The sequence below is a fragment of the Streptomyces sp. ME19-01-6 genome (genome assembly GCF_033793745.1).
Taxonomy (GTDB): Bacteria; Actinomycetota; Actinomycetes; order Streptomycetales; family Streptomycetaceae; genus Streptomyces.
Map to the genome: position 1 here is coordinate 348,056 of NZ_JARAXF010000007.1, position 12,193 is coordinate 360,248.

11 protein-coding genes are annotated in these 12,193 nt (G+C 71.1%); 6 read left to right on the forward strand and 5 right to left on the reverse strand.

The window, feature by feature from the left end; all coding sequences use genetic code 11:
• Window positions 1-117 precede the first annotated feature (117 nt).
• Window positions 118-303: a hypothetical protein gene (locus PV419_RS19910; protein ID WP_319690737.1), complete on the forward strand. Its 186-nt coding sequence runs from the start codon at window positions 118-120 to the stop codon at window positions 301-303.
• Here PV419_RS19910 and PV419_RS19915 read toward each other — a convergent pair.
• Window positions 290-1,219, reverse strand: a complete 930-nt coding sequence (locus PV419_RS19915; protein ID WP_319690738.1) for a hypothetical protein — start codon at window positions 1,217-1,219, stop codon at window positions 290-292. The genes PV419_RS19910 and PV419_RS19915 overlap by 14 nt on opposite strands.
• Before the next feature lie 166 nt (window positions 1,220-1,385).
• Here PV419_RS19915 and PV419_RS19920 point away from each other — a divergent pair, with 166 nt between their 5' ends.
• A complete protein-coding gene (locus PV419_RS19920; RefSeq protein ID WP_319690740.1) occupies window positions 1,386-1,988 on the forward strand; it encodes a TetR/AcrR family transcriptional regulator in 603 nt (200 codons plus the stop codon).
• A 16-nt stretch (window positions 1,989-2,004) separates the two neighbouring features.
• Here PV419_RS19920 and PV419_RS19925 read toward each other — a convergent pair whose 3' ends face one another.
• From PV419_RS19925 to PV419_RS19940, 4 genes are all read right to left on the reverse strand, one after another.
• On the reverse strand, window positions 2,005-3,597 hold the full coding sequence (locus PV419_RS19925; RefSeq protein ID WP_319690741.1) for a glycoside hydrolase family 43 protein: 1,593 nt from the start codon (window positions 3,595-3,597) through the stop codon (window positions 2,005-2,007).
• A gap of 86 nt (window positions 3,598-3,683) precedes the next feature.
• A complete protein-coding gene (locus PV419_RS19930) occupies window positions 3,684-4,556 on the reverse strand; it encodes a carbohydrate ABC transporter permease (protein WP_319690743.1) in 873 nt (290 codons plus the stop codon).
• A 7-nt stretch (window positions 4,557-4,563) separates the two neighbouring features.
• A complete protein-coding gene (locus PV419_RS19935) occupies window positions 4,564-5,547 on the reverse strand; it encodes a sugar ABC transporter permease (RefSeq protein ID WP_319690745.1) in 984 nt (327 codons plus the stop codon).
• A 4-nt stretch (window positions 5,548-5,551) separates the two neighbouring features.
• On the reverse strand, window positions 5,552-6,826 hold the full coding sequence (locus PV419_RS19940; protein WP_319690747.1) for an ABC transporter substrate-binding protein: 1,275 nt from the start codon (window positions 6,824-6,826) through the stop codon (window positions 5,552-5,554).
• A gap of 282 nt (window positions 6,827-7,108) precedes the next feature.
• Between PV419_RS19940 and PV419_RS19945 the strand changes: the two genes are divergently transcribed.
• The 4 genes from PV419_RS19945 (at window position 7,109) to PV419_RS19960 (ending at window position 12,187) form a co-directional block, all read left to right on the forward strand.
• Entirely contained in the window at window positions 7,109-8,815 is a 1,707-nt protein-coding gene (locus tag PV419_RS19945) for an IlvD/Edd family dehydratase (protein ID WP_319690749.1), read from the forward strand.
• Window positions 8,816-8,937: 122 nt separating this feature from the next.
• The gene (locus tag PV419_RS19950) at window positions 8,938-9,444 is read left to right on the forward strand and encodes a hypothetical protein (RefSeq protein ID WP_319690751.1); all 507 of its coding nucleotides are present in this window, start codon (window positions 8,938-8,940) and stop codon (window positions 9,442-9,444) included.
• Entirely contained in the window at window positions 9,444-10,838 is a 1,395-nt protein-coding gene (locus PV419_RS19955; protein ID WP_319690753.1) for a hypothetical protein, read from the forward strand. The genes PV419_RS19950 and PV419_RS19955 overlap by 1 nt, the downstream gene beginning before the upstream one ends.
• On the forward strand, window positions 10,835-12,187 hold the full coding sequence (locus PV419_RS19960; RefSeq protein WP_319690755.1) for a VWA domain-containing protein: 1,353 nt from the start codon (window positions 10,835-10,837) through the stop codon (window positions 12,185-12,187). Before PV419_RS19955 ends, PV419_RS19960 begins: the two co-directional genes overlap by 4 nt.
• Window positions 12,188-12,193 lie beyond the last annotated feature (6 nt).

Below are 12,193 nucleotides of genomic sequence, written 5' to 3' on the forward strand. Positions count from 1 at the left end.
GTCTCGCCGCTGTCCGGCCAGTCGTCCCACATCCCCCAGCACACGACGGCCCACCACGGCGGGCCGTCGAAGGCGGCTGGCCGCCGCCGGGCGGCTACTGGTGGCCTCCACCGCCCGGTGAAGCCCAACGGCTGGAAGCTGGGCAAGCGGGGCCCCGCATACCGGGGCGGGCAGCGGTCCCTGGCCACCGGCACTCCCTCGTTCCGGGTCGGCGACTGGTCAAAGGTCCGGGTGCGGCAGCGCGGCACCCGGATGACGGTGGCAGTGGACGGCCGTCATGTGGTCGGCTTCACCGCGCGCTGACCAGGGCCGGCGCGCTGACCAGGACCGGTTCGGCGACCAGGACCGGTTCGGCGACCACGAGCGGCTCCGCCGGCGTGCGCGGTTCCGGGCGCGGTGGCGCGGTGTGCGTCGGGGGCGTGGCCCGGGTGAGTAGTACGACGCCGCGCGCGGCCACCACGGCGCCCAGGCCGGCCAGCGCGACCCCGGCGGGCCCGCCGTGGACCCGCTCGCCGAGCAGGGCGAGTCCGATGGCCGCGGCAACCGTGGGGTTCGCCAGGGTCAGGACGGCCAGTGGCGCGCCGAGGCCGCCGGTGTAGGCGGTCTGGGACAGCAGGAGCCCGCCCACGGCGAAGCCCGCGACAAGCACGCCCACGACCGCGAACCGCCAGGTCAGGGCCAGGCCCGCGACCGTCAGGGTCTGGGTGAGCGCCGACGCGGCCCCGGAGGTGAGGCCGGAGGCGGCCGCGTGGCCGAGACCCCGGCCGCGGCGGGCGTGGGCGAGCAGGGCGACCATGGCCAGCACGGTGGCGGCGACGCCGAGCGCGGCGACGGTGCCGAGTGTCTCGTCGGGGGTGGTGCCGCTGGCGGTGAGCGGCAGCAGCGCGCCGAGGCCGATGAGGGTGAGCGCGGTGCCCCGCCACTCGTCGGGGGTGGCGCGCCGGCCGGCGACCCTGGCGCCGAGCGGTACGGCGGCGACCAGCGTGAGCGCGCCGAGGGGCTGGACGAGGGTGAGCGGCCCGAACTTGAGAGCCGCCACATGGAGCAGGGCCCCGCCGGAGTTGAGCCCGACGGTCGACCACCAGGCTCCCTGTGCCAGCAGTCGCCGCAGGCCGCCCGGGCCGGTGCGGGCCGCGAGGCGCTCCTGCGCGACGGCCGCGGTCGCGTAGGCGACGGCCGACAGGAGTGCGAGGATGACGGCTATGAGGGTGGCGTTCACGGCATTACCCGGCCCCTTTGATGGTGACGTGCGTTCGATACATCCGCGTATCGATACGACAGTGTATCGGCACACCCACGTATCGATACGCTGGTGTACCGTGTGTCGTGCCGCACAGTCACACACCGCACAGTCGAGCTCACAGCGGGAGGAGAGTGCCGAGCTGATGGCAGCGCCCACGACGGCGGACACCACACGCCGCTCCAAGATCAGTCCCGAGCGCGAGCAGGAGATCTTCGACGCCGTGCTCGCCCTGCTGACCGAGGGCGGCTATGAGGCCTGCACCTTCGAGGGGGTCGCTGCCAAGGCCCGGGCGAGCAGGTCCACTCTCTACCGCCAGTGGAAGACCAAGCCCCAGCTGGTCGCCGCCGCGCTGCGCCGCTGTGACCGGCGCATGGCGCTGGACGGCATCGACACCGGCAGCCTCGCCGGCGACCTGCGGGAGACGGCGCGCGCCATCGGGCGGATGTGCGACTCGGACACCACCTTGCTCTACGCGCTGGGCCATGCCGCGCTCAGCGACCCGAGCCTGCTCCAGGCGCTGCACGACGCGCTGTTCTCCCGGGAGGTCTCGGTGATCGCCGCCATGGTCCGGCGCGCGATCGAGCGCGGCGAGATCCCGGCGGACAGCGCGGCGGCCGAGTTCGTCCCCGCCCAGCTGATCGGCGTGATGCGGGTCAGGCCGCTGCTGGACGGGGAGCGCGCCGACTGCGACTACCTCCTCCGCTTCCTCGACGCGTCGGTCTTCCCCGCGCTCGGCCTGTCCTGACCGCCCGGGCGGCCGGTCACGGCGCCAGATCGCGCAGTTCGAACCAGTCGAAGTCCGCCGCGACACGGGTCCCGCCCAGGTCCTGGACGCAGACCCCGACGAAGGCGCCGGTGAACCGCAGGCGGTCCCCGTAGTCGTCGGAGAGCCTGGTCGCCTCCAGCACCGGGCCGACGTCCTGCCAGGACACCCCGTCCGGCGAGGCGGCGAAGCGCAGTTCCTGACCGTCGAAGCGGGCGCGCAGATGCACCAGCGGCCAGTCGTCGACATCGAGTTCGCAGGACGGCAGCTCGCCGTACGCGCCGTCGTCCGTGAAGACGATGCCCAGCACCCGGCCCCGGCCCTCCACATGGGTCAGCCGCAGGTAGTAGTGGGTGGTGGTGTCGTACCAGCAGATCAGGCCCGCGAGCTGGCTGAAGTGGGACGGGCGGAAGTCGACGACCGTCGTCGCCTCGCAGCGCACCGACGTCAGGCGGCGGGCGACCAGGGACTGGTCGTAGTGGGAGTGCGGGCTCTGGCGGCCGCGCAGCCGCAGATGGCCGGGGCGTTCGGTCAGGCTCAGCCACTGGGAGGTCGCGGGGGTCCGCAGCGTGTTCCAGTACGGGGCGAGGGCGGGCGCGTCGAAGTCGTCGCGGACGGGCCGGACCGGCGCGGGGGCCGGCGCGATGCCCCGGGGGGCGGCCACCTCCAGGCTCGGCAGACGGCCGCCGTCCGTGAGCCGCAGCCAGCCGTCGTCGGTCCACGTCACCCGCTGGAGGCAGGTTTCCCGGCCGAGCACACAGCGCGCCCCGGCGAGCGTGCGGACCGGGCGCGAGGCCAGGTGCGTGAGAAACCACTCCCCCTCCGCCGTCCGCACCAGTTCGCCGTGGCCGGCCTTCTGCAGTGGCCACTCGGGGGTGTCGCGGGTGGTCAGCAGCGAGCCGGCCGGGTCGAGCTCGTACGGTCCGGTCAGCTCGCGCGAGCGGGCCATCAGGATGCCGTGGTTCCAGCCGGTGCCCCCCTCGGCGAGCATCAGGTAGTACCAGCCGTCACGGCGGTAGACGTTGGGCCCCTCGATCAGCACATCGTGGGTGAGGACCGTGCGCGGGGCCCCGATCAGGGCCTGTTGTGCGGGGTCGTACTCCTGGAGCAGGATCCCCGCGAAGGAGGGGTGCCCGGCGCGCGGGTCCCACTGGATGTTGAGCAGCCAGGTGCGCCCGTCCTCGTCGTGGAAGAGGGAGGGGTCGAAGCCGGAGGAGTTCAGGAACACCGGCTCCGACCACGGACCGGAGATGTCCGGGGCGGTGACGAGGTAGTTGTCGACGTCCTTGTACGGGGAGCCGACGGTGCGCACGATGCTGTACACCAGCCAGAACCGGCCGTCGTGGTACGAGAGCGAGGGCGCCCACACCCCGGCCGAGTCCGGGACCCCCCGCAGGTCGAGCAGGTCGGTGCGGTCCAGGATGTGTCCGGCCGGCTCCCAGTGGACCAGGTCGGTGGAGCGGTGCACGGGCACGCCCGGGAACCACTCGAAGGTGGAGGTGGCGAGGAAGTAGTCCGCACCGACGCGCACGATGCTCGGGTCCGGGTGGAATCCGGGCAGCACGGGGTTGCGGATATGGCCCTCGGTCATGCAGGTCCTTTCGAACGGCTTGGGAAACGGGCGTGTCGGGAGGGGCGCCGCCGGGCGGCGGAACCGGGGCGGTCAGCCCTTGTGGGTCAGCCCTTGACGGCGCCCTGCATCACACCGGCGACGATCTGCCGGGACAGCAGGAGGAAGACGAGCAGTAGCGGCAGCACCCCGATGGCGGCGCCGGACAGGATGAGTGTGTAGTCGAGGGCGTAGCCGCTGGCCAGCGAGGACAGCGCGGTCTGCACGGTCGGGGTGACGGACGGGTCCAGGACGATCAGCGGCCACATGAAGTCGTTCCAGGTGGCCATGAAGGTGAACATGGCGAGCACGGCGGCCTGCGGGCGGATCGCGGGCAGCGCCACATGCCAGAAGATGCCGAGTGTCGAGCAGCCGTCGACGCGGGCGGCCTCGACGAGCTCGTACGGCACGGACTCGTCGCAGGCCTGCCGCATCCAGAAGACGGCGAAGGCGTTGACGAGCGCCGGCACGATGACGGCCTTCAGGGTGGCGATCCAGCCGAGCTTTCCCATCAGCATGTACAGCGGGATCATGCCCAGCTGGGTGGGGAGCATCGCGGTGATCACCACCGCGACGAAGAGGGCGTTGCGCCCCCGGAACGGCAGTTTGGCGAAGGCGAATCCGGCGAGTGAGGACAGCAGGACGCAGCACACCGTCACCGTGGTGGAGATGATCAGCGAGTTGCGCAGGGCCAGCCAGAAGTCGACGGTGTCGTAGACGCGCTGGATGTTGTGGAGCAGATTGCCGCCCGGCGTGAGGGTGAGCAGCGAGTCACCGATCGCCGAGTTGTCGCGGGTGGGCAGCACAAAGGAGTAGTAGAGCGGGAAGACGGAGGCGGCGAGCACACCGACGAGCGTGGCGTACACGAGGAATCCGGGGCGCCGGCCGCCGTCGGACCCGGCGCGGCGGCGGCCGGTCCTGGGGTGGGTGGCGAGGGCCATGACGACATCAGTCCTTCGAGGCGATGCGCCGCGACAGCGCGTAGTTGATGCCGGAGACGACGGCGATGAGCAGGAACATCACCCAGGCGAGGGTGGCCGCGTAGCCCGCGTTGAACTCGCGGAAGCCCTTTTCGTAGAGGTACATCATCAACGTCTGGAACTGCCGGTCGCTGCCGCCGGTGCCCTCGGTGCCCTGGGTGTCGAAGAGCTGGGGCTCGGTGAAGGTCTGCATGGCGCCGATGGTCGACATGACGACGGAGAAGATGATGGTGGGGCGGATCGAGGGCACGGTGATCGACCAGAAGATGCGCCGTGGGGAGGCGCCGTCGAGCATCGCGGCCTCGTTGAGCTCGCGCGGGATGCCCTGCATAGCGGCGAGGAAGATCAGCGCGTAGTAGCCGGCCCAGCGCCAGATGATGATGGTGGCGACCGCGGGGATCGCGGTCCAGCGGTTGGCCTGCCAGTCGACCCGGTCGATGCCGACCAGGCTCAGCACATCGTTGACGACGCCCGTGTGGAAGCCGTAGAGCTGCGCGAACACCAGGCTGACGGCGACCACGGACACGATGTGCGGCAGCACGACCCCGGCCCGCCAGATCGCGCTGGCGTTCAGCTTCCGGTTGAGCACACCGGCGAGCCACAGCGCCACGGCCAACTGCACTCCGGTGCCCAGCACCAGCAGCAGGGCGGTGTTCAGCAGCGCGTTCCAGAAGTACTCGTCGGCGAAGAGGGCCTGGTAGTTGTGCAGCCCGGTCCAGCCCTGGTCACCCTCGATGATCGCCCACTTGTGGAAGGAGATCCAGCCGGTGTACAGCAGCGGCCAGACCGCGAAGACACCGAAGACCACAAAGAACGGGGCGATGAAGATATACGGGGTGTAGCGCAGGTCGAAGCGGGTCAGACGGGATCGCCAGGCGCGGCGTCGGGGGTGGCGCCCCGGGGCGGAGGCCGTGGCAGCCTCCGCCCCCGGGCGGGTCTCGGTGACCGTCATCGGGTCAGTCCCCCGCGACCTTCTTCGCGTCGGAGACCGCCTGGTCCCAGGCATCCTCCGGCTTCTGCTTGCCCTGTTCGACCCGGAGCAGCGCGTTCATGAAGGCGGTGGCCACATCGCTGTCCTTGGTGCCGCGGTAGATGGGCTGCATCTTGTCGACGGCCTCGGCGAAGATCTTGCCGGTGGGGGCGTTGGAGAAGTACGCGTCCTTCTTCGCCTGCACGGTGGGGTCGTTGTACACCGACGGGTGGCTGGAGAGGTAGCCCTTGGAGAGGAAGAGCCTCTTCTGGACCTTGGACGAGGTCAGCCAGCGGGCGAGCGCGACCGCCTCCTTGGTGTGCTTGGTCTGCTTGGGCACCAGCAGATACGAGCCGCCCCAGTTGCCGCCCTGGGGAGCCGCGGCCACTGACCACTTGCCCGCGTTGTCAGGGCCGGAGGCCTCCTTGGTCCGGTCCAGCTTCCAGGCGGGGCAGACAGCGGTTGCCACCTTGCCGGTCTTCAGGGCGTTGGCCATTTCCGGAGTGAAGGGCGGGTATCCTCCGCTGACCTTCCGTACGGACATGTTCGCGGCGGTCAGGAAGTCCTGCTTGAGGCCGGAGTTCTCACTGGCTATGAACGAGTCGTCGGATGCCGAGAAGAACGTCTCCTTGTGCTGGTTCTCCATCCCGACCCAGATGTCTCCGGTATTGGCGGTGAAGGAGGCGTCCTTCACCTTGGCCCGGAATTCCTCGCCGACCGAGGTGAACTTGTCCCAGGTGGGCCAGAGCGCGCCGACGCGTTCGGGGTCGGTGGGCAGCCCGGCCTTCTTGAACAGGTCGGTGCGGTAGCAGATGCCGAGCCCGCCGATGTCGGTGCGCAGGCCCATCACGTACTTGCCGTTCTCGACCGTTCCGTAGTCGTACGCCCACTGCACCCACGGGTCGTCGGTGTTGTTGACGCCGTGGTCGGCGAGGTTGACGAAGCGCTGGTGGCTGGGCTTGAACTTGCCGATGGTGTCGTCGCCGAGGCCCACCACATCGGAGGCACCGCGGTTCGCCGCGAGCTGGGTGACCAGCTTCTTCGGCAGGTCGTCGACGAGCACCTCGCGGATCTTGATGCCGGGGTGGCTCTTCTCGTACTCCTTGTAGAGGTCCCGGTACCCGTAGTCGACCTGGGTGGTCACGGTCAGCGTGATCTTGCCGTCCGAGTCGCCCGCGCCGCTTCCGCAGCCCGAAGCCGTGAGGGCGATGACCGTGGCTCCGGCCGCCACCCAAACTCTCCGGCTGGCGTGGTACTTCATGCCCTCACCTCTCTGCTTCCGTGTTCGGCATTGCGCCCTTACACATTCGGGATTTCGAAAGTTTCGGCGCTCGGGAATTCCGTGGGTTCTCCCGCCCTCTGCGCCGTGTCCAGGCGGGGTCAATGTAGGAACCGGTTTCCATGCGGTCAATGTTTCGGTCGCGTAAGAGGCGCTATTCGAAACTTTCGGTGCCGGTGGGCGCTCCGGCGAGCCATGACGGGCGGGGTACGCGGGCAAGGTCTTACTCGCACGGATCTTCATCGACAGATCGGAACGGTTCGTATGAGTGGCACGACTCGGTCGCAGCAGTGGTATGCGGGAGACTCCCGCGACGCCTTCATCCACCGCGCCTGGATGCGCCGCGGGCTCCCCGACCACGCCTTCGACGGGCGGCCGCAGATCGTCATCTGCAACACCTGGTCGGATCTGACGCCCTGCAACAGCCACTTCCGTGAGATAGCCGAGCATGTGAAGCGCGGCGTGTGGGAGTCCGGCGGTGTGCCGCTGGAGCTGCCGGTGCCGTCGCTGGGCGAGACCCTGCTGCGCCCGACCGCGATGTTCTTCCGCGACCTCGCCGCGATGGTCATCGAGGAGCTCATCCGCGCCAACCCGGTGGACGGTGTCGTCCTGCTCGGCGGCTGCGACAAGACGGTTCCGTCGCTGCTCCTGGGAGCCGCGTCGGTCGATCTGCCCACGCTGATGGTCACCGGCGGCCCCATGCTCAACGGCTCCTGGAAGGGGCGGCCGCTCGGCTGCGGCACGGGGGTCTGGGAGATGAGCGAGGAGGTGCGCGCCGGGCGGATGCCGCGCGCGGATCTGCGGCGCGCGGAGTCGGCGATGATCCGCAGCCGCGGACACTGCAACACCATGGGCACCGCGTCCACGATGGCCTGTGTCGCCGAGGCGCTGGGCATGACGCTGCCCGGAAACGCGGGGCTCCCGGCGCCGGACAGCCGGCTGCTCGAACTGTCGCACGCGGCGGGCAACCGCATCGTCGAGATGGTCGCCGATGACCTCCGCCCCAGCGCCGTGCTGACCCGCGAGGCCCTGCTGAACGCGGTGCGCGCGGTGGCCGCCATCGGCGGGTCCACCAACGCCGTCGTCCATCTGCTGGCCCTCGCCCGCCGGGTCGGCGTGGACGTCGGCCTGGAGGACATCGACCGCGCGGGCCGCGACATTCCCCTGCTCGCCGACGTGCAACCCGCCGGGGCCCACCTCATGGAGGACTTCCACCGGGCCGGCGGCCTGGACGCGGTGCTCGGAGAGATCAAGGATCAGCTCGAGCCGAGCGTCACCGTCTTGGGCTGCTCCCTGACCGATCAGATCTCCGGCCGCCCCAGCACCGACCTCACCGTCATCCGCACCGCCGACCAGCCCATCGCGCATCAGGCCGGGCTCGCCGTGCTCCGCGGCAACCTCTGTCCCGACGGCGCGGTCATCAAGCCGGCCGCCGCGACGCCGGAGCTGCTGCGCCACCGGGGCCGCGCCGTGGTGTTCGACGGCATCGAGGACTTCCACGCCCGGATCGACGACCCCGAGCTCGAGGTGGCGGCGTCCGACGTGCTGGTCCTGCGGGGGTGCGGTCCCCGCGGCTACCCCGGCATGCCCGAGGTGGGGAACATGCCGCTCCCCCGCAAGGTGTTGGAGTCCGGTGTGCGGGACATGGTCCGGATCAGCGACGCCCGCATGAGCGGCACCGCCTTCGGCACCGTCGTCCTGCACATCGCCCCCGAGTCCGCGGCGGGCGGGCCGCTGGGTCTGGTCCGCACGGGCGACTGGATCGAGCTGGACGTGGAACGGCGCGTGCTGAGGCTGGACGTCCCGGACGGGGAACTCGCCACACGGCAGCCGGTGACGGCCGCCGCCCCGCCCGCGGAGAGCGGCTGGGAGCACATCTACCGCGCACATGTCGAGCAGGCGGACCGGGGCGCCGGTCTGGACTTCCTCGCCGGGACCCGCGGGTCCTTCGTCGCCCGGGAGTCGCACTGACGGCCCTCACTCCGCGGTGAGCGGAGCCTGGCGCCGGCCGAGACGTGATTGTCAGTGGCATCCGCGATGCTGTTTTTCGGATGTGAGCAACCGTCCCGGTGCAGGCGCCAGGCTGGAGGTCGATGGTCGTGAACGCGGAAACAACCGCGTGGGAGCAGTGCAGTACGGTCCGGGTGATTCCCCCCGTGCGGCCGCGCAAGCTGGCGAAGGTCCCCTTCGTCGAGCTGGCGGAGGGCCGGTTGCAGGGGGTGGTGTCCAGCGGCTCGGACATCGCCCGGGTGTATGTCTCGTCGATCGCCGCACACACCCATGACTACAGCTGCGGTACGAACAACAACCGGCCGTGCGGCGGGGCCAACGGGGGGCCGTGCAAGCATCTGCGGGAGCTGGCCGACGAGGCGGTGCTGCAGTACGGGATCGACCGCGTGGCCCGCTATCTGCACATCGAGGCAGGCGAAGACAGCAAGGCCGAGGATCTGATGAGCCGTCTGACCGGCTCGCGCGAGTCCGCCCCGGCAGCGGTGGTGTTCAGCCGCTTCCTGCGGCATCTGGCCTACCTGGAGCTGCCGGACACCACGGCGCCCGTTCCCGAACTGCACTGGTTCCCGGCCACGGAGGCGGTCCGCTGATGCTGGGTGTGCAGCTCGCCGAACTGCTCGACGCCGACCCGCCCGGGGTCGGTGAAGCCCTCGACCTGGTGACCGGCTTCGACGACACCCTCGTCCACGGGCTCGCCCGCCTCGGCGAGCAGCGGGCCGCGGCGCTCACCGCCCTGGCCGGCGCCGTAGCGGCCTCCCCCCTGGGACCGGCGGTGGCCGAGGCGGCCGGGAAGGTCACCGCCGGCTCCGTCTCGGACGACCACCTGGCGGCCCTGGCGGGCGCGCGCACCGCCCTCTTCGGCGCGGTGCACGACGCCCGGCTGGCCGACCTGGACGCCGCGCTCGGACGCACCAGGCAGGCATGGCAGGAACCACCCGCGGCGGCGCCGGAGACCCACAGCCCGCTCGCCGGCCCCCGGTCATGGCTCCGCGAGCTGGCCATCGCCGGCTGGCGGGGCGTCGGCCACGGCCTGATGTCCGCCGCGGACCAGACCGTCGAGGCCCTGCTCGCCGAGCCCGAACTGCGGCGCCTGGCGGTGCTCCTGGACGGCCTGGCGGCGGAGCTGCGCGCGTCCTCCCCGATCGCGACGGCGGAGCGGCTGCCCGCGCGGCGCTGGGCCGACCTGTGGGCACGCGCCATGACGCTGTCGTGGCAGGGCGGCCGGCCCGGCGCGGCACCACCGGTCGAGTCGGTGTCGGGGCGGCTGCTGCTCCTCGGCGTGGACGTACACGAGCACGGCACCGCCGTGCAGGCGCAGATCCACGCGATCCTGGAGCCCGCCGGTGGCGCACCGGCGCGCCTGGTGCGCACGAGCGTCGTCGCCGCGAAGGTCGACACGATCGTCGGCCCGGCTCTGTGGCGCCTGCTGCACGGCCATCCCGTGCTGTTGACCGCGCTGGCGGAGCGCCGCGCGCTGGAGGTCACCGATCTGCCCCTGCTGGCCGGTGGCGACCTGGTGTGGCACGACGACCGGGCCACCGCGGGCGAGCCCGCGGACCCCTTCGCCACCGCCCGGATCCAGCTCGCCGGGGCGCTCGCGCCGCCGGTGCCGCCGCTGGAGCGCCATCCGGTGCGCATCGCCGAACCGGTGCTGCTGGAGGGGTACACCACGGACGGAGGCGCGCTGGAGCTGGACGGGCGGGTCCTCCCCCTCGACCTGGACCGGCTGCCTGCCTGCGGGCCGCTGACGCCCGCGCTGGTGGCCGCGTCCTTTGCCTGTATCGGCCTGCTCCGCTGGGACGGCGGGCGCTGGATGTTGCAGCCCCTGGCGGTCCAGGCGACGGTCAAGCGCAAGCCGGTCGAGGTGCACGGCGGCGACTGGGCGCGGGGGATCACCGATCCCAAGGTCGCCAAGACCGAGGCCAGGGCAGGCGACGCGGTCGCCGTGCTGCGGGAGCGAGCGGGGCGGCTGCTGCGGAAATGACCGACATCACACACGACACCGTACCTGACACAGCGGTCGGCGGCGCCGACGAGAACCGGCGGCAGGTGCTCTACTGGCGGCTGCTGGCCCGCCTGTTCGACCCCGAGGAGCAGCCCGCGCTGGAGACCGCGAGCGTGGCCGTCGTCGAGGACCTCGGGCTGCCGTCCGCACTGCTGGACCCGTCCGTGTCGGTGGACAGCCTCGTCCAGCGCTTCCCCGAGCTGGAGGCCGAGTTTCAGGACCTGATGGCGCCCGCGGACGACGACGAGGACAGCGCCGAGGACGGGGACGACGACGGGGCCGATCCGGAGGACCCGCGGGAGCGGGTGCGCCGGGCCGCCCTGGTGTCCAAGCTTCTGCTCAATGTGTTCAGCACCGGAGCGGGCGATGTGACGGCCAGGCAGATGGCCGACTGGCAGCGGGACGCGGGCTGGTGCAAGCGGGCGCTGGGCACCGAGGGCGCGGGCGAGCTGAGCGGCACCCTGTCGGCCCTGGAGGGCGGCCTGGTGCGGCGCATGCGGCTGCGCGAGGTGCTGGCCGATTCGACGCTGGCCAGGGCGCTGACGCCCAGCATGTCGCTCATCGAGCAGTTGCTCCGGGACAAGGACAACCTCTCGGGCGTCGCGCTCGCCAACGCCAAGGCGCTGATCCGCCGGTACGTCGACGAGGTCGCCGAGGTGCTGCGCACCCAGGTGCAGCAGACGAGCGTGGGCACCATCGACCGGTCGGTGCCGCCGAAGCGCACCTTCCGCAACCTCGACCTGGATCGCACCATCTGGAAGAACCTCACCAACTGGGACCCGGAGAGCGAGCGGCTCTACGTGGACCAGCTGTTCTACCGGCACACCGCCAAGCGGACCACGCCCGCCCGGATGATCGTGGTCGTCGACCAGTCGGGATCGATGGTCGACTCGATGGTGAACTGCACCATCCTCGCCTCCATCTTCGCGGGGTTGCCCAAGGTGGATGTCCATCTGGTCGCCTACGACACCCGGGCGCTGGACCTGACCCCGTGGGTGAACGACCCGTTCGAGGTGTTGCTGCGCACCAGGCTCGGGGGCGGTACCGACGGCACCGCCGCGATCGCCCTGGCCCGGCCGAAGATCGCCGATCCCCGGAACACCGTGCTGGTGTGGATCTCCGACTTCTACGACAACCGGGCGCTGATGACCGACTTCCAGGCCGTGCACCGCTCCGGGGCGAAGCTGATCCCGGTCGGCTCCGTGAACAGCTCGGGGCGGCAGAGCGTGGACCCCTGGTTCCGCGAGCACCTCAAGGACCTCGGCGCGCCCGTGATCTCCGGACATATCCGCAAGCTCGTGTTCGAGCTCAAGAACTTCCTCGCCTAGGAGACC

Bases quoted from the DNA above. Each gene is read 5' to 3' on its own strand.
- PV419_RS19920 (WP_319690740.1), top strand. From the start codon at position 1,386: ATGGCAGCGCCCACGACGGCGGACACCACACGCCGCTCCAAGATCAGT.
- PV419_RS19925 (WP_319690741.1), bottom strand. From the start codon at position 3,597: ATGACCGAGGGCCATATCCGCAACCCCGTGCTGCCCGGATTCCACCCG.
- PV419_RS19930 (WP_319690743.1), bottom strand. From the start codon at position 4,556: ATGGCCCTCGCCACCCACCCCAGGACCGGCCGCCGCCGCGCCGGGTCC.
- PV419_RS19935 (WP_319690745.1), bottom strand. From the start codon at position 5,547: ATGACGGTCACCGAGACCCGCCCGGGGGCGGAGGCTGCCACGGCCTCC.
- PV419_RS19940 (WP_319690747.1), bottom strand. From the start codon at position 6,826: ATGAAGTACCACGCCAGCCGGAGAGTTTGGGTGGCGGCCGGAGCCACG.
- PV419_RS19945 (WP_319690749.1), top strand. From the start codon at position 7,109: ATGAGTGGCACGACTCGGTCGCAGCAGTGGTATGCGGGAGACTCCCGC.
- PV419_RS19950 (WP_319690751.1), top strand. From the start codon at position 8,938: ATGGTCGTGAACGCGGAAACAACCGCGTGGGAGCAGTGCAGTACGGTC.
- PV419_RS19955 (WP_319690753.1), top strand. From the start codon at position 9,444: ATGCTGGGTGTGCAGCTCGCCGAACTGCTCGACGCCGACCCGCCCGGG.
- PV419_RS19960 (WP_319690755.1), top strand. From the start codon at position 10,835: ATGACCGACATCACACACGACACCGTACCTGACACAGCGGTCGGCGGC.